This window comes from Bacillus litorisediminis (genome assembly GCF_022808645.1).
Classification (GTDB): Bacteria; Bacillota; Bacilli; order Bacillales; family JC228; genus Bacillus_BF; species Bacillus_BF litorisediminis.
On the sequence record NZ_JAKZKT010000009.1, the window covers coordinates 60,292 to 76,294 of the forward strand.

Below are 16,003 nucleotides of genomic sequence, written 5' to 3' on the forward strand. Positions count from 1 at the left end.
GCGAGGGATTTAGTCTCGGTAGCGAGAGATTTAGTCTCGGTAGCGATGGATTTAGTCTCGGTAGCGATGGATTTAGTCTCGGTAGCGGTGGGTTTAGCCTCGGTAGCGAGGGATTTAGTCTTGGTAACGGTGGATTTAGTCTCGATAGGTAGACACTTTCCACTAACCTGCCTTTTATTCACTAGGAATTTTAAAAGTCCTTAAATCCATCCAGTATACCCGATCACGAAAACTCCCTTCATGTTTTAAATCCATACTTTGCAATATCCGTGTTGCCTTATGTTTATTATCCACCCCCAAAAACTCCCTGCAATCCCGATTCGTCATCCTTGCGCCAAACAGCAAGAACCAATCTTTCATAGCATGGTAATGTGCAACCCCACTCCTATTCCCACAGCTATCGCATACCCATTTTTTAAAATATTTCCGCATGCCGAAAATACCACATTCCTTACATTTTACTCCGGTCTTGAAATCATTTTTCGAAATGCCATACGTATCTGCAATAGGGTTCGGTACATAGATGCTGTGGCTCCTCATAATTTCAGAAATTAGCCGATGAAATGATTTCTTGTCTAAACTTTTACTCCTATGCTCATCGAACAATTTTTTGATATAAGCAGGAATTAATTTAGGGTACAATATCGTAGTTGCAGCGGGTGATTTGTCAACAATTTGTTTGGGGTAGGCGAGAACGATAGCTCCGAAAACGGGGAGATCAATACTTTTCTTAGAAAGCCATTTAGATAACAGTTCACAATTTCGTTCAAGCTGGGGGACAGGGCTGTCAAATCCGTCTTTGCTGCCATCAGAGTTGGTTCTCATTAAGTGCGGAGGATCGTCATTAAAAGATAAAATACCGCTAATGTTTTTAATTTCTAAAATCAGCACATAAGAAGGGGTCAATATGATAGCATCTAATTGAAAATTTTCAGTGGAGAAGAGATGTAAATCGAAGAATATGCGATTCTCAAAGGGGAGTGAGTGGGACCTTAATGTATCTTCTACTCTTTTTTCGCCGCCAATTCCTGATTCTAACGCAGTATGTCTGTCTTTTAAGATTTTGAATTTAGGGTGATGATTAGGAAGCCGGCTAATGGCTGCGTCTAAACCGTCAAAACTTAAAGCTTCTGTTCTAATTTTTTCAATAATAGTAAGTGCACCTCCAAGTATTTTTAGTTTATCTGACACTTTATACTATAAAGGATGGGGAACTAGTTTTGAACTATGAATTTAATATTTATCACGAGCTGCCTTCTGCAGATATTTTAAATGGCATTGAAAAACTACATAAAACCGTTTTCGGTCCAACCGATGATTTGATTAATATTCTTGAAAAAAATTTACTAGATTAATTGATAAACGCTCAGAGTAATGAAACTCTGAGCGTTTGCTCTACATTCTTATTATTTCCCTTCGGCAGGTTCTAACCGCTCCCACTTAAATGCTAGCTCAAAAATAATAGAAAGAAGCATTCCCATGATAAGACCATTTGAAATAAACGGCTGTATCAGTGCTGGCAGGCTGCTATAGATTTCAACAGGCAGGTTCATTAAGCTGACCCCAAATAATAGCGGAATCGCAAATCTAAAAATCGAGTTGGATGTAAACGTTGCTCCATTTAAACTGCTATAGGCTGTCCCGAATAACTGAAGATAGGACACAAGCAGCACGGCATTTCCTATAGTAATTGGCATTGTAGCCAAAAATGAGCCGAAGATAGGAATTAAGCCCATGATAGTTAAAAGGGCCCCTCCCAGATAAAACGGTTTTCGATCATAAATTCGGGTACTTTGTAAAAAACCAATGGTAGATGTAAATGGCGTATAAGGTACAAGACCAAACCCAGATGCAAAAATCGAATAAATTCCTGTTAAAAACATCGATTTTCGATACTGTACGAATTTTACTTTATCATTAAAAATTCTGGCAGCCGAATCGATGGATGCAACAGTATTACTTATATTCAATAATCCCGCAAAAAAAGTAACAATTATGATCCCTAATTCTAAATTCGGCTTTCCAAGAGGAAACAAGGTAAAGGTATTTCCATTCAGATTTGCAGAGGTTGTCTGTCCAGGAAACAATAGTACATATAATATCCAACCTACAACAATTCCTATTAAAATAGAAAAATTACTGATCAATGTATTGCCTTTGATTTTTAATAAAATAACTAGTATCACAATAAAGACGGATAATAAACTTACAGGGATGTCTAATGTGCCGTCCGCTTTTTTTCCTAACATCCCTTCAAAAAAGATAAAGATTAATTGAAACGACAAGAGAAATAAGTAAACCGAAGCCACCATAGGCGGAAAAATTCGCTGAACCCAAGATACTAAATTAAATGTTGCAAGGAGAACAGTTGCGACTGCCGACAACAGGATACCAGTTGCAATTCCACCACCAATTTCAGTTAAGCTTAATCCGAGAGAAGACGCAGATAGACTTAAGTTAAGCATAACTCCCCAGAAGATCCCTGAATGTCCTTCCATAATCGGATATCCGTGGCCAAATCTTGCTTGCAAAATACAGGCGATTCCCGTAAAGATCAGTGTGGTCTTAACCATCATTGCGATATCTGCAGCAGGCAGTTCAAAAGCAGTTCCAATCGAAAGAGGAACTACAACTGTATTAGCGAAAATAAAAAATAGCCACTGAACGGATGAAAATAGAGTAATAGAGTTCCTCATCATATCACCACTTTCGATCATTCTAAGTTGTTTACTGTGTGTTTCCTCTACATATTATAGACCTTTTATTTTATATCGCAATTTAAATATCTCTTCATAAAAAATGATATCGTCTTTTCTAAGAAATGGAATTAGGATATAGTAGTTGGTAAAGATTGATAAATGGGGTTATGGCAATGAATAGAATCGAATTCATTCGAAATGAAGAAAAGAAATATCATGATTTCTGTTATACCCACTATTCTTTGTTCGAAGAAGGGTCGTGGCTAGCTAAACCGGTCAAAACCGTTATGGATCTTATGGAAATATTTGATGGCAAGCACCATATACAGGTGCTTGATTTAGGCTGTGGAGTTGGGAGAAACAGTATTCCAACCGCAGAAAAGCTGAAAGACCGGCATGGAAAAGTGGTATGTGTAGATTTTCTCGAATCAGCCTTGGAAAAACTGAATGTTTACAGCAGCAATTATGGAGTTCATCATATTATTCATCCAGAAAAGGCAGACATTGGTGACTATTGTATTCCAAAAGAACAGTATGATTTCGTTTTAGCTGTATCAAGCCTTGAACACGTAGAATCGGAAGAAGTGTTTGAGCAGGTTTTACATCGAATTGCAAGCGGAACAAAACTGAACGGTGTTACATGTTTGATTATTAATTCAGAAGTTCAAGAGATTGATAGAGTATCCGGAGAACCGTTAGATGCTTTAATGGAAATCAATCTTCCAACCGATTATTTAATTGCCAAATTACATCATGTTTTTCAGAACTGGGAGGTCATATCGGAACTCATTAAACCGCTTGAATATGAGATTACCAGAAACAAGAAGTCAATTTTGCTTAAAACAAATGCAATAACTTTTGTTGCTAGGAAAGGAAATGAAACATGAAAATATGGCAAGGGGCAGCAGGATTATGTATCAATAACAGGAATGAAATCTTAATGGTATTGCAGGGGAAACCTGACGCATAAAGACATGGTCGATTCCTTCTGGTCAAAAAAATGGTGATGAAACGTTTCAAGAATGCTGCGAAAGGGAAGTGTTCGAGGAAACGGGGTATCGGGTAGAAGTACTAGATGAAATCTATTGTAAAAAGAGAGAATACGGAGAATGGATGGCTGAAGTTCGATATTTTCATACTAAACTGATTGGAGGGAATAGGAAAATCCAAGACCCTGATCAGCTCATTTATGATATTGCTTGGAAATCAGCAGATGAAATAAGAAATATAGTTCTCACCTATCCGGAAGATCGAGATTTTTTAATGGAATCGTTACAAAAAAGGAGATAAAACCTTCAGTTCTATCCCCTTTTATCAATATTATTTTTCTTCAAGCTCATCAATTTCAACAATGGATCTTTCTTCAAGAGGTCCTCTTAAATGGACCGTTGCAGTCCGGCCGTCTTCATTTAATTTATCAATCCAGACAGAGACTCCATTGTATTGGACTTCAATATCAGCAGACGATGATAATATTTGTTTTACACGTTTTGCATCCATATTTGTTTATTCACTCCATATCAATGTTTTTAATTTGAGCATCACTTTCAGCATCTTCAACATTTGTAATATTTTCCGCCGAATCCTCATCAAGAATGACATCATGATCTGGCATAAAATTTAGGTAATATGGCGGTATTTGCTTATTCTGCTTCTTGTGATTTGTTTCGGCAGAAGGGCTTTTATTATTTGCATCTTCCACATTCATTGAAACAGCAACAACTCCTTTTGTAATCTAGGTATAATTTTTCCAAATTTATTATTTTTATTAGCTTTTAAAAACTTTATTTGCAAATAAGGGGGGATAAACATGCCTCATATAAAAAATACAATGATAACGATTCGGACTGCTCAATTAACAGATGCTGAGTCAATCCTGCAAATTCAGCAAGAAGTGATATCAGAAAGAGATTATTTAATGACTATTCCGGAAGAATTCAATTAAACTGTAGATCAACAACAAAACTGGATTGATAAAATTTTGGCTAATGAAAGAGAAACTATTCTTGTCGCAGAAGTTGAAAATCGAATTGTCGGATGGGTCGCTTTTTTATCAAATATTCAAAAGAGATTGGCTCATGTAGGTTCCTTTGGAATTATGATCAGCAAGGATTACAGAAACAGGGGGATCGGAAGATTGTTACTCAGTGAACTGTTAAACTGGGCTACCCACAACCCTTACATTGAAAAAGTAAGCCTTGGTGTTTTTTCAACAAACACAAGAGCAATTGCATTGTATAGGAGTTTGGGTTTTATCGAAGAAGGAAGAAAAATTAAAGAAGTGAAAATTAGTGATACAGAGTATTGGGATGATATTTTAATGTTTAAATTAGTTTAATACTTAAGTGGAGGTGCTCCATGGAGATTAGACGATTAACTCCTTTTGATGCTGAAATATATAGAGAAGTAAGACTTGAAGCTTTAAAACTGAATCCTGAAGCATTTTCCACCAGGTATGAGGACGAAATCAAGAGACCCATTAAGGTATATCAAGAACGATTTCGTTCTAATCTTTCGTTTACCTTGGGTGCGTTTGTTGATGAAAAACTGGTTGGCACTGTTACAGTAGTCAGAGAACAGCATCTTAAATTACAGCATCGAGTTCAAGTTGTAGCCATGTATGTAAAACCAACTGTACGGGGCAAAGGAATTGGCAAAGCTTTAATGAATGAAGCTGTTCAGAAAACAAGAGAGTGGGAAGGTGTGGAACAAATTCACTTAACAGTAGTGTCTTCTAATGAGTCAGCCCGTAACCTCTATTTGTCTTTAGGTTTCCAGGTTTGTGGAAGCGAGAAGCAGGCGATGAAACTAGGCGATACATATTGGGATGAGGAGAGAATGGTATTATTTTTGTAAATAAATGTAAAAGGTAAAGATTTTGCGGCCAAACAAAAGATTACAAGTATGAGAGAATTGTTTTCAGTAGATCCAATGTATTTATTAAATCGATTTATGAACTAAAAAGAAGAAGGGAAAATTACTATGCTTAAAGGAGTACATATTTATTTAAGATTTTTTGAAGAGTCAGATGCAGAAGAGTTATTGGCATTGGAACTGCGCAATAAAGATTTTTTTAAAAAGTACACTACGACAAAGAAAGTTTCGTTTTACACACTAGAAGGGCAATTACAGAGAATCCAGAGAACCGCGGAGATGAGAGAAAATGATCAGTTTTATTTATTTGGTATATTTTTAAAAGAATCAGATGAATTGATTGGTGTAACCATGCTTTCCGAAGTAGCACGGGGGCCATTTCAAAACTGCTGGCTCGGTTATTACCTGGATCAAGGCCACAATGGCAAGGGGTATATGACGGAAGCAGTTCGGATGATTGTCGATTATGCTTTTTTAGAACTAAATCTTCATCGACTGGATGCTGGTGTAATGCCCCATAATATTGGTTCGATCCGAGTTCTGGAAAAAGTTGGTTTCCACAAAGAAGGCATCGCTATAAAAAATGTGATGATTAACGGAGAATGGGAAAATCATCAAATAATGGCAATTATAAATGAGAATTGGAGAAGTGAGGAGTAAAATTTTCCTTTTCTCCTTTCTAAATTTGTGGCATAATAAGAAAAATTGCACGGAATAAAAAGCGATGAAGAGAAAAGTAGACGGATTTGCTTCTTTTAACAGAGAGCCCTGGCAGCTGAAAAGGGGTAAAGAAGGATCCGTTCGAAGATGGTCTCTGAGCTGCGCAGCCGAACTCCATTTTTGTATGAACTTAGGCTGCGACGAGATTTGGCACTCGTTACAAATGTCAGAGTATAAGAGCTGACCAGTTCCGTACTTTCAGAGGCTGATTATGTGAGTAATCAGTGAATTAAGGTGGTACCACGAGACTAACCTCGTCCTTAGGCAACTTGATGTCTAAAGACGAGGTTTTTTTATTTTATTTTTAGGAGGAATGTTAATGAGTATTTTTATTGGAGGGGCATGGCCCTATGCCAACGGGCCTTTACATCTTGGACATATCGCGAGCCTGCTGCCTGGTGATATTTTGGCTAGATATTACCGGTTAAAGGGAGAGCAGGTTCTATATGTTTCGGGAAGCGATTGTAACGGTACTCCTATCTCAATTAGAGCTAAACAAGAAGGAGTTTCACCTCAAGAAATTGCCGATCATTTTCATCAAGAATTTAAAACTTGTTTTGAAAAGCTAGGCTTTACTTTTGACTGTTACACAAGAACCGATAGTGAATTCCATCACAGGATAGTTCAGGATATTTTTCTCACATTGCTGAAAAAAGGACATATCGACAAGAAAACCGTGGAGCAAGCATATTGTCCGAGTTGTGATCAGTTTCTGCCAGATCGCTATGTAGAAGGAAGCTGTCCTCATTGCGGTCAACAGGCGAGAGGAGATCAATGCGAATATTGCTCAGCCATTTTAGACCCGCTTGATTTAAGAGATAAAAGATGTAAATTATGCGGGGACCGTCCAACTCCTATGGAAACGGAGCACTTTTATTTTCGGCTTAGTACATTCCAACAAGTTCTTGAAAAGCATGTGGACTATGCCAGAGAAAACAATTTATGGCGTCCAAATGCAATTCTACTGACAGATAGATATTTAAAAGAAGGACTCCAAGATCGGGCGGTTTCAAGAGACCTTCCTTTAGGTGTTAGTGTGCCTGTGAGCGGTTATGAAAATAAAAAAATCTATGTCTGGATTGAAGCAGTGTCCGGTTATTACTCAGCCAGTAAAAAGTGGGCTAATGAACAAGGAAAGGATGATTCAATCTTTTGGAGCAAGGATACCGTTGCTTACTATGTTCATGGCAAAGACAACATTCCTTTTCATTCCGTGATTTGGCCAGCCATATTAATGGGAATCGAGGTAAAATCTTTACCGACTCTTATCGTTTCAAATGAATATTTGACATTAGAAAAACAAAAGCTTTCCACCAGTAAAAATTGGGCAGTATGGGTGCCAGACATACTTGAAAGGTATCATCCAGATTCAATCCGTTACTTTTTAACGATCAACGCTCCTGAAAATAGGGACACCGATTTTTCCTGGCGTGAATTTATTTACAGTCACAATAGTGAACTCCTTGGTGCTTATGGGAATTTGGTCAACCGTACTTTAAAGTTCGTTGAAAAATATTATGATGGAAATCTGCCAAAAGGAGAAATCAACGCTGACATACAACAAAAAACTGAGGAACTCTATCACAAAGTTGGGTCGCTTATCGAAAATACGCATTTGAAACAAGCATTGGAAGAGATTTTTTATTTGATCCGGTTCGCGAATAAATACTTTGATATGCAAAAGCCGTGGGTGCAAATAAATGAAGCCCGCAGTCTTTGCGATGATACAATTGCCACTTGTGTTTATATCATTGGAAACTTATCTCAGCTATTAAGTCCATTTTTGCCGTTTTCAAGTAATGAGATAAAAAAGGTACTTAAGCTAGGGCATCAAAGCTGGAGTCCATTTGACCTCCCACAGGTACATATTAAAGAGGTAAAGCCGCTTTTTGAAAGAATAGATGTACAACAGATTAATGAGGAATCAGAAAAACTGAAGAAGCAGTCTTTAAAATAAGGAAATGAAGATAGAGACTCTATTGAAGAGGTCTCTATCTTCCTACCATAACGGTTCATCATGTTTAGATAGTTGCAAGAAAAATGGCAAGATCCCAAATACTGCCATAATTAATACAAAATGTAACAATAATACTGATGATATTGACCAATTAAACACAACAGAAAAAGGAAGTAAAAGCACTGGGAGAGTTACTAATAATGAGATCTTATTTCTCGAAGACTTGCTTTGATATTGATAGTTTCCGCAATATCTGCAGAACATTTTTTTGCGAAAGGACATCACATTTTTAAGTGAATCAAACCATGTCCATTTGCTTTTACAATATTGACAAGTAGGCATTTGCGCACCTTTCAATCAAAATCCGATTCTTTAATTGTAATACGTACTTAAACATAAAAAGATTCATGTAATGGTTTATTTGAAGATCCACTTTATCATTTTATGATCCTCTTTCATTTCATTGTTAAATGTATTTTTGTTCACAGAACTAACTCCTCCATCTTCAAATACAAATTCACGGATTAAGGGATATGCACATTTTTATACATAAACCAAAAGGGTTGTACCCTTTAGGTGTTTTAAAACATACATTTATAAAGGAAGTAAAATCTTGAAAGGGGATATTTGATGAAAGCCGTCATACTAGCTGGAGGCTCAGGTACTCGCTTAAGACCTTTCACGAAGATTATTAATAAGCACCTGCTCCCGGTTGGTTCTTATCCTATGATCTATTGGCCTATAAAAAAATTAGCGCAAGCGGGAATTCAAGAAATTTTAATTGTAACGAATAAAGAGGATATAGATTTATTTAATGGAATATTTGGCTCAGGTGACGAGTTGGGAGTTCAATTATTCTATACGATTCAAAAAGAAAAGGGTAGCGGAATCGCAAACGCATTGTACTGTGCAAAGGATTTCGTAAGTGAGAAGTTTGTTGTTTTATTGGGTGATAATCTGTTTGATGATGATTTAGAACCCTATATAGAAGATTTTAAAAAAGCAAATTATGGAGCAAAAGTACTCTTAAAAGAGGTAGGTAACCCCGAGAGGTACGGTGTTGCAATAGTCGATGACAAGAATCAAAGAATAAAATCGATTATAGAAAAACCCAAGAATCCTGAATCCAATTTTTGTGTGACAGGTATTTATTTTTATGACAATAGTGTCTTTGATTTAATTGAATCTTTGTCACCCTCTGAACGTGGCGAACTGGAAATTACTGATTTAAATAATTTATATATTAATAGAAATGAGTTGAATTATGATATTTTAAGTGGCTGGTGGTTGGATGCGGGTACTCACGAAGCTTTGTATAATGCAAATAAACATTTCTTCGAAGGGGAATAAATTTGATGGAGGAATATAGACAAAAAGATATTTTAGTTACTGGCGGAGCAGGTTTTATTGGTTCAAATTTTATAAAATTTATACTAAATAATACTTCATATCACATCACAAATGTTGATAAATTAACCTATGCTGGTAATTCGAGTAACATGGTCAATTTCGATAAACACAGCAGATACCGATTTTTTCATTGCAATATTGCGGATAATGAACAGCTAAAAAGAGTATTTGATAAAAAGTATTTTGCCATTATCAATTTTGCGGCAGAGACTCACGTTGACCGGAGCATTGAAAATGCAGCTCCATTTATTGAAACAAACATTAAAGGTACATTCAATTTATTAAATTATGTCATACATGGCAAAGCAGAAAAATATATACAAATTTCTACCGATGAAGTATATGGCTCATTATCCGAGGATGAACCATCTTTTACTGAGAAATCACCTTTATCTCCCAATAACCCCTATTCCGCAAGTAAAGCTTCAGCTGACCTTTTAGTTCGATCTTTCTATAAGACCTATCAGATTCCAGTGATGATTACTCGCTGCAGCAATAATTATGGTCCTCATCAGCACACTGAAAAATTTATACCCAAAATTATTCAACATGCGTTACAGGAAAAGAAAATTCCGCTTTACGGAGATGGGATGAACATTCGGGATTGGCTATTTGTTGAAGATCATTGCAGAGCGATTTCTATGGTCCTTGAAAATGGGAAGCCAGGGGAAATTTATAATATTGGGGGAGATTGTGAAAAAACGAATAAGGAAGTTATTCTATCAATTTTGAATATTCTTGGAAAATCGAAGGATTTAATCGAACATGTAACAGACAGAAAAGGCCATGATCGAAGATATTCTATTAACTTCCAAAAAATCTATAAACAAATTGGCTGGCAACCGGCTGTCTCTTTTGATGATGGCATCCGCAAAACTATAGATTGGTATAAACATAATCTGGGGAGAGAAAAATGAGAATTTTGGTTACAGGGGCATACGGGCAATTAGGCAGGGAAGTCATCAGTCAATTTAGTAAGGAATATCAAATAATCGGTTATGGAAAAAAAGAGCTCGATATTACAAATGAAGAAAATGTTGGAACCGTGATAAAGAAAATATCACCTAATGTGATTATTCATACTGCGGCCTATACCGCTGTTGATACATGTGAGACTAATATAAAACAGGCCTACGAAGTAAATACCATTGGAGCCGCAAATGTTGCAAAAGCTGCTCAAAAAATCGGTGCCAGGATGTTCTATATTAGCACTGACTATGTTTTTGATGGAAAAAAAGAAGTACCTTATTTAGAAAATGACGAAACGAACCCTTTATCGATTTATGGATTAAGCAAATTAGCAGGTGAAAAGTCGGTACTAAAAATTTTACCTGTATGTACAATAATTCGAACCTCTTGGTTATATGGGCATGGAGGTAAAAATTTTGTTAATACAATGCTTCAATTCGCAAAACAAAATAAAAAGGTAAAAGTTGTTGATGATCAGGTTGGCAGTCCAACGTATACAGTAGATCTAGTAAGGGTTCTATTAGCTTTAATGAATAAGCCAGATGGAATCTATCATGTCAGTAATACTGGGTCATGCAGCTGGTTCCAATTTGCTAAAAGGATTTACCAGGAGGCTGGCGCTGACCCTGAGTTAGTCATACCGTGCACAACTGAAGAATATGGTTCGCTTGCTAAACGACCTAAATATTCAGTTTTGGACCAAAAGGAACTAGTAAATGTCCATATAGAACCTCCTCGAAAATGGGATGACGCTCTAAGGGAATTTTTGCGAAAGGAGTTAGCCAATGATTGAGGGTGTAAAAGTAAAAAAATTATTAAAACATGTAGATGATCGTGGAACTTTTATGGAGCTAGTGAGAGACGATGAAGACTTGCTTACTCGTTTTGGCCAGGCTTCGATGTCTATGAGCTATCCTGGAGTCATAAAAGCTTTTCACTATCATGAAAAACAAGATGATGTGTGGTTTTTTCCATCCGGGAATGCTCAAGTCGTTCTCCATGATTTAAGAGAGGATTCAAAAACAAAAGGAGAAACTGATGTCTACTATATGGGGGAGGAAAATCCAATTATACTAGTCATTCCTAAAGGTGTGGCGCATGGTTATCGAGTGTTAGGAAATAAGCCAGCTGTTATCATTTATTTTACAACACAGTCCTATAATCACAATAATCCGGATGAGAAAAGGATCCCTTGGAATGACCCAATCATTGGATTCGACTGGAGAACGAAATTTAGATAAAAAAATAAATATAAGACATCATCTAATTAATAAAAGAGTATCTAATCCCCCATTTCCGCATTTAAACAAATTGCAACAATCGGATAGTCATACAAGCAATGACGGAAGTTTTAAATATAATCTTACTATAATTACAAGAAAGGAGATTAAACTTTATGTTTATTACTTCAACTGGCCAAGTAGGGGGATTACTAAATCTTAGTATTCTTCGAATCGACCTTATGAATAAAACAACCGAAGCCCAGGTTGTTAATCTTCTAATATTTGACACTTCTGTTTCACCTAAAGCTGCAGTTTTTGATGAAACTTTTATTATAGCGCCTAGCAGCGGTACTTTTCGGAACTTCACGCCTACTATTTTTCCAAGTCAGTATGAAGTTGTCATCCGGGCCAATACTCCTAATATCGTTCCTTTTATTACCGGTACAGCAGGTGTTATCGGGACTCTTGATGTTAACGCGACTTTTAAGTCTGGAGATTTTTTCAGATGGGAACTTCCAGGAGTAGATGTTGAGCTCTAAATAATATCTTCATATATTCAGAAGAAGTTTAAAAATAGAAACTGCCTATCCATTTTTTAATATAGGGAATAGGCAGTTTCTTTTAACTGAAAGCTGTGTCTACCAGCCAAAATCAATACCTATATATTCATAGAGTTGTCGGTTATAGGGCTTAAAATAATCTGCCAGCTGATTTTTTAGCTGTAAGTCCAATTCAGGGTATTCTCCATAGTTTTCCTTTTTATAAACGTAAAGATCGTACTTTGGCAAACCTAAAAAATCTAACACACGGTGAAAGGTGTTCGCAGGATTGAAGTATAAATCTTCACTTTTTATAATGAGGAATTGTTCCTTAGGAAAAAGATTCATCCACGTCTTTAGCTGTTCTACATAACGTCCTCTAGCCAAATAAGAGTAGTACTGATAATCGGTACTTTGATAATTTTCATCCTCTAGCATCTTTTTTAATTCTGGCTTTATCCGGGATTCTTCATGTCGGATCGCTTCTTTAAAAGATAGAGTTTCTTTTCCCATTCTGGCTATTAGATGATAGTGAGAATAGGCACGGTCGACTGGATTTCTTAATAAAATAATCAGCTTTACTTTCGGCATCAGCTGAAGGATTCTACTAGGGGTATGAGGATGAAAAAGGTAATAAGGACTTGCTTCCCCTGTTATACAATTTTCTTTAGGTTCTAAAGCCATGGGAAATTGTCTGCAGTACCATTCCCAGCCGTTTTTAAAATGAATATCAAAAAAATGAATTTCTTTCGTTTTGGCTGGAATAACTTGAGGATGCTGGATTAAATAGTTATACAAAGAAGTGGTTCCGCATTTTTGTGCACCGATAATCAAAAAATCAGGAACAAACGGTTTAGAGCTTTCATCTGGTGCTATTTTTTCCACTCGTATTCCCCCTTTTCTAAAAAAACAAGCTGTTCTGCTAAATATTAGATAAAAATACAACAAGCGAACCTGGTCAATATGGGTCGCTTGTTAATATATTGATAGAATTGTTATTTAATTTGACAACAGAATTTTTCCTTGTTTTAACCCTTTTTAACAAATTCTTTTAATTTGATCAGTTCCTTTTTGAGCAACTCTTTATCACCTTTAGCACGTATATAATGCATTCCATTTGCCCTCAATTTATACCAAGTATCTAAATCTTGGTAGCACCGTATAATTTTTTCGGCAAAGGTTGCTGGGTCTCCTCCAATTAAAGCTACATCTTCATTGATTTCTAACTGGTTGGCTATTAATGGAGATACCACTGCTGGCAATCCATGTGAAAAAGCTTCATAAGCTTTAAGGGGAATTCCAGCGGCATATCTTGTTGGAATAACAAATACCTTGCACTTATTGTAATATTCCCATAAATTATCGACTCTTCCAGTTACGATAACATTTTCCGAAGCTAATTGTTGAATGGATCTTAAATAATTTGTTCCTACAATCCATAGTTTGGCTCCAAGTTTTTTATTTACCAGAGGAAATACTTCTTTAACAAAATAATGCATCGCATCTTCATTAGGAGACGGGGAAGTAAGAAAGCCTCCTACAAATAAAATATCCTTTCGATCAATAAAAGGAGCAGGAGTTACATTTATATCTACAGAATGACTAGCAATCAAAACTGGCTTGTGTGTATATAAACGGATTAGTTCTTTTTCCGGTGTGGAGACGGTGACCACAATATCAGACTTGTTAATCAGATTAATTTCATTTCTAATCATTTCTTCTTTCTTATGTGGCGATAGATTCTCCCCGTTTAAGCTCAATCTTAGAATTTCTCGATTTGAATATAAGGCTTCTGCATCATAAATGATTTTTTGCTGTCGATTTATAGAATGAATCTGCTGATAAATTTCTTCCATATTATGTGGCCGGCTAATCCATACTGTGTCATATAAATCTTTTCTTTTTAAATAAAACTCGCTGAAATTTAACTTTTCTTGTGTCAGATTATAAAATACTTCAATCCCTTTCTGCTGCAGGTTCGTCGTGTATGGTTCCGTCTTTTCAGGATTTTGAAGAGGGAAGAAGCTTACTTGAAATCCAAGTTCAGAAAGAGATTGCAGGATAGAAAAAGTTCTGGGATAACCTGACCCAAGTTCTACAGCAGGAATTCGATCGTCTACTACAAGTATTTTAATTTTTTCACGTTGGAAATCGCGGAAGTAGTCTGCTTTATCCTGAATAGGAGAGGGAAAGGCCAGAATGTGCTGTTTCCACTTGTTATAAAACTTTACTTTGTTTTGTATTTGTAATTCTATTGCTTTATTGGTGGTTGAACTGCCAAATTCATGATGAATGACTCTGGCATTTGGCTGATACATGACTTTATATCCTAATTCTCTGATTTTCATGGAAAGGTCCACTTCTTCATAATAGGCTGGCTGAAATTGCTCATCAAACATGCCCGCTTTTTTAAATAACTCTCTATTTATTAACAGACACGCACCTGAACAATAAAAAACTTCTCTGACATATGAATACTCAGGAAGATCTGGATTTTCTCCTCTCCCATATCCAAAACAAGAACCATCATTAAAAATGATACTGCCTGCTTCCTGAAGCTTTCCATTTGGATAGATTAATTTAGCCCCAACCATACCTGCCATGGGGTCACTCTCCATTAACTGAACTAGGTGCTTTAGCCAGTCTTTTTGCACTTCTGTATCATTATTTAAAAATAATAAGTACTTTCCTCTAGCATAATTTGCTGCTGTATTGCAATTTTTTATAAATCCTTTATTTATTCCATCTCTAATAACTGTAATATTATGGAAATAATTATTAATTTCTGTAGTTTGATCATTGGACATATCATCGGCAATGATTATTTCGTAATCTACCCCTGTCGTATTTGTATATATGGATTTTAAACATTCATACGTATATTTCCATTTGTTAAAAACTGGAATAATTATTGAAACCAATGGGTTATTACTTTCTGGAAAGGTTACAATGCCGGAATAAGCATCTATCCATTCTCCTTTTTTTGCCCGATCTGCATTACTGGCATTTAGATTTACTAATAGCCCTGTTTCATTTCCTAAAAGTTGTTTATACATAGATGCCTGAATTTCATGTTTAGTTCTCGCATAATTCCATATTCTTATTTGATCCAGCTGACCATAAAAGCGTCCGTACGATTCTAATGCTCCAATAAACCCTGATGGAAAGATCTTTTCTTTTGGGCTTTTTAACCCTTGTTTTACAAACCTTCCATTTATATACAGACTCGGAATTTTGTTTTTCATAACAATGGCAACATGTGTCCAAGTTTTTATCTCCGTACGATGTGTTAATGTAGCTGGAAAATAATGATAGCCATGTTCAAAAACGGCAATTCCGTTATTACCTACAGATACACCAACTCCAGCATGTTTTCCCTCTATTCCGCCATATCCTGCCCCAAGTACCCAATTTTGTCCTTTATGTCCTGAAACAAAAGTAGTTGACTGAGATGGAACCTGAATTCTAGCTTTTGGATTTACCCAAAATTCATATGTGAACGTATTCGGGACATTTGAAAATAGTTGCTGAATTTTTATTTCTTCGTTTCCGCTAAAGTGGATACCTTTTAAATTCATCCTTTTTGGTGCTCCTTTCGTCTTTCAAAAAAGA

General features: G+C 36.2%; 18 protein-coding genes, 2 pseudogenes and 1 other annotated feature. Of the genes and pseudogenes, 13 read left to right on the top strand and 7 right to left on the bottom strand.

From position 1 onward, the window contains the following. Positions 1–174 precede the first annotated feature (174 nt). A complete protein-coding gene (locus MLE14_RS06625) occupies positions 175–1,191 on the bottom strand; it encodes a nuclease-related domain-containing protein (protein ID WP_243297570.1) in 1,017 nt (338 codons plus the stop codon). A gap of 29 nt (positions 1,192–1,220) precedes the next feature. Here MLE14_RS06625 and MLE14_RS22425 point away from each other — a divergent pair, with 29 nt between their 5' ends. Continuing rightward, positions 1,221–1,355: a hypothetical protein gene (locus MLE14_RS22425; RefSeq protein WP_279326146.1), complete on the top strand. Its 135-nt coding sequence runs from the start codon at positions 1,221–1,223 to the stop codon at positions 1,353–1,355. 51 nt (positions 1,356–1,406) lie between these two features. On the opposite strand, the gene MLE14_RS06630 is transcribed toward MLE14_RS22425, so the two are convergent. After that, positions 1,407–2,696 (bottom strand): uracil/xanthine transporter, encoded by a 1,290-nt coding sequence (locus MLE14_RS06630; RefSeq protein ID WP_243297571.1) that lies wholly within the window; start codon positions 2,694–2,696, stop codon positions 1,407–1,409. A 176-nt stretch (positions 2,697–2,872) separates the two neighbouring features. On the opposite strand from MLE14_RS06630, the gene MLE14_RS06635 reads away from it, so the two are divergent. Beyond that, positions 2,873–3,586, top strand: a complete 714-nt coding sequence (locus tag MLE14_RS06635) for a class I SAM-dependent methyltransferase (RefSeq protein WP_243297572.1) — start codon at positions 2,873–2,875, stop codon at positions 3,584–3,586. After that, positions 3,583–3,989 (top strand): annotated as a pseudogene (locus MLE14_RS06640) (NUDIX hydrolase). The gene MLE14_RS06635 and the pseudogene MLE14_RS06640 overlap by 4 nt, the downstream one beginning before the upstream one ends. 30 nt (positions 3,990–4,019) lie before the next feature. Here the strand turns inward: MLE14_RS06640 and MLE14_RS06645 are convergent. Next, positions 4,020–4,199 (bottom strand): H-type small acid-soluble spore protein, encoded by a 180-nt coding sequence (locus MLE14_RS06645; RefSeq protein ID WP_243297573.1) that lies wholly within the window; start codon positions 4,197–4,199, stop codon positions 4,020–4,022. Positions 4,200–4,209: 10 nt separating this feature from the next. Beyond that, positions 4,210–4,407, bottom strand: coding sequence for a hypothetical protein (locus tag MLE14_RS06650; protein ID WP_243297574.1), 198 nt, complete (start codon positions 4,405–4,407; stop codon positions 4,210–4,212). Positions 4,408–4,509: 102 nt separating this feature from the next. Between MLE14_RS06650 and MLE14_RS22585 the strand changes: the two genes are divergently transcribed. The 5 genes and pseudogenes from MLE14_RS22585 to metG all read left to right on the top strand — a co-directional run bounded on the left by MLE14_RS22585 (position 4,510) and on the right by metG (position 8,250). Beyond that, a complete protein-coding gene (locus MLE14_RS22585) occupies positions 4,510–4,644 on the top strand; it encodes a hypothetical protein (protein WP_313897574.1) in 135 nt (44 codons plus the stop codon). A gap of 12 nt (positions 4,645–4,656) precedes the next feature. Continuing rightward, positions 4,657–5,037 (top strand): annotated as a pseudogene (locus tag MLE14_RS06655) (N-acetyltransferase family protein); the annotation flags it as partial. Positions 5,038–5,057: 20 nt separating this feature from the next. Continuing rightward, the gene (locus tag MLE14_RS06660; protein WP_243297575.1) at positions 5,058–5,555 is read left to right on the top strand and encodes a GNAT family N-acetyltransferase; all 498 of its coding nucleotides are present in this window, start codon (positions 5,058–5,060) and stop codon (positions 5,553–5,555) included. A 126-nt stretch (positions 5,556–5,681) separates the two neighbouring features. Further along, a complete protein-coding gene (locus tag MLE14_RS06665; RefSeq protein WP_243297576.1) occupies positions 5,682–6,233 on the top strand; it encodes a GNAT family N-acetyltransferase in 552 nt (183 codons plus the stop codon). Positions 6,234–6,288: 55 nt separating this feature from the next. Next, positions 6,289–6,558, top strand: a binding site (T-box leader). 54 nt (positions 6,559–6,612) lie between these two features. Then, positions 6,613–8,250, top strand: coding sequence for a methionine--tRNA ligase (metG, locus tag MLE14_RS06670; RefSeq protein ID WP_243297577.1), 1,638 nt, complete (start codon positions 6,613–6,615; stop codon positions 8,248–8,250). Between the two features lie 42 nt (positions 8,251–8,292). Here the strand turns inward: metG and MLE14_RS06675 are convergent, their stop codons facing one another. Next, positions 8,293–8,592, bottom strand: coding sequence for a TIGR04104 family putative zinc finger protein (locus MLE14_RS06675; protein ID WP_279326147.1), 300 nt, complete (start codon positions 8,590–8,592; stop codon positions 8,293–8,295). 288 nt (positions 8,593–8,880) lie between these two features. On the opposite strand from MLE14_RS06675, the gene MLE14_RS06680 reads away from it, so the two are divergent. From MLE14_RS06680 to MLE14_RS06700, 5 genes are all read left to right on the top strand, one after another. Next, positions 8,881–9,600, top strand: a complete 720-nt coding sequence (locus MLE14_RS06680; protein ID WP_243297578.1) for a sugar phosphate nucleotidyltransferase — start codon at positions 8,881–8,883, stop codon at positions 9,598–9,600. A 5-nt stretch (positions 9,601–9,605) separates the two neighbouring features. After that, on the top strand, positions 9,606–10,577 hold the full coding sequence (gene rfbB / locus MLE14_RS06685) for a dTDP-glucose 4,6-dehydratase (RefSeq protein ID WP_243297579.1): 972 nt from the start codon (positions 9,606–9,608) through the stop codon (positions 10,575–10,577). Next, positions 10,574–11,422, top strand: a complete 849-nt coding sequence (rfbD, locus tag MLE14_RS06690; RefSeq protein WP_243297580.1) for a dTDP-4-dehydrorhamnose reductase — start codon at positions 10,574–10,576, stop codon at positions 11,420–11,422. Before rfbB ends, rfbD begins: the two co-directional genes overlap by 4 nt. Next, the gene (locus MLE14_RS06695; protein WP_243297581.1) at positions 11,415–11,870 is read left to right on the top strand and encodes a dTDP-4-dehydrorhamnose 3,5-epimerase family protein; all 456 of its coding nucleotides are present in this window, start codon (positions 11,415–11,417) and stop codon (positions 11,868–11,870) included. The genes rfbD and MLE14_RS06695 overlap by 8 nt, the downstream gene beginning before the upstream one ends. 155 nt (positions 11,871–12,025) lie before the next feature. Continuing rightward, positions 12,026–12,391 (top strand): hypothetical protein, encoded by a 366-nt coding sequence (locus MLE14_RS06700; protein WP_243297582.1) that lies wholly within the window; start codon positions 12,026–12,028, stop codon positions 12,389–12,391. A 99-nt stretch (positions 12,392–12,490) separates the two neighbouring features. Here the strand turns inward: MLE14_RS06700 and MLE14_RS06705 are convergent, their stop codons facing one another. Continuing rightward, a complete protein-coding gene (locus MLE14_RS06705) occupies positions 12,491–13,276 on the bottom strand; it encodes a sulfotransferase domain-containing protein (protein ID WP_243297583.1) in 786 nt (261 codons plus the stop codon). Positions 13,277–13,419: 143 nt separating this feature from the next. Next, entirely contained in the window at positions 13,420–15,969 is a 2,550-nt protein-coding gene (locus MLE14_RS06710; protein ID WP_243297584.1) for a glycosyltransferase, read from the bottom strand. Positions 15,970–16,003: the final 34 nt, after the last annotated feature.

Coding starts and splice junctions, on each gene's coding strand:
- rfbD (WP_243297580.1), top strand. CDS start 10,574: ATGAGAATTTTGGTTACAGGGGCATACGGGCAATTAGGCAGGGAAGTC.
- MLE14_RS06665 (WP_243297576.1), top strand. CDS start 5,682: ATGCTTAAAGGAGTACATATTTATTTAAGATTTTTTGAAGAGTCAGAT.
- MLE14_RS06645 (WP_243297573.1), bottom strand. CDS start 4,199: ATGGATGCAAAACGTGTAAAACAAATATTATCATCGTCTGCTGATATT.
- MLE14_RS06630 (WP_243297571.1), bottom strand. CDS start 2,696: ATGAGGAACTCTATTACTCTATTTTCATCCGTTCAGTGGCTATTTTTT.
- rfbB (WP_243297579.1), top strand. CDS start 9,606: ATGGAGGAATATAGACAAAAAGATATTTTAGTTACTGGCGGAGCAGGT.
- MLE14_RS06675 (WP_279326147.1), bottom strand. CDS start 8,592: ATGCCTACTTGTCAATATTGTAAAAGCAAATGGACATGGTTTGATTCA.
- MLE14_RS06700 (WP_243297582.1), top strand. CDS start 12,026: ATGTTTATTACTTCAACTGGCCAAGTAGGGGGATTACTAAATCTTAGT.
- MLE14_RS06680 (WP_243297578.1), top strand. CDS start 8,881: ATGAAAGCCGTCATACTAGCTGGAGGCTCAGGTACTCGCTTAAGACCT.
- MLE14_RS06635 (WP_243297572.1), top strand. CDS start 2,873: ATGAATAGAATCGAATTCATTCGAAATGAAGAAAAGAAATATCATGAT.
- MLE14_RS22585 (WP_313897574.1), top strand. CDS start 4,510: ATGCCTCATATAAAAAATACAATGATAACGATTCGGACTGCTCAATTA.
- metG (WP_243297577.1), top strand. CDS start 6,613: ATGAGTATTTTTATTGGAGGGGCATGGCCCTATGCCAACGGGCCTTTA.
- MLE14_RS06650 (WP_243297574.1), bottom strand. CDS start 4,407: ATGAATGTGGAAGATGCAAATAATAAAAGCCCTTCTGCCGAAACAAAT.
- MLE14_RS06660 (WP_243297575.1), top strand. CDS start 5,058: ATGGAGATTAGACGATTAACTCCTTTTGATGCTGAAATATATAGAGAA.
- MLE14_RS06695 (WP_243297581.1), top strand. CDS start 11,415: ATGATTGAGGGTGTAAAAGTAAAAAAATTATTAAAACATGTAGATGAT.
- MLE14_RS06710 (WP_243297584.1), bottom strand. CDS start 15,969: ATGAATTTAAAAGGTATCCACTTTAGCGGAAACGAAGAAATAAAAATT.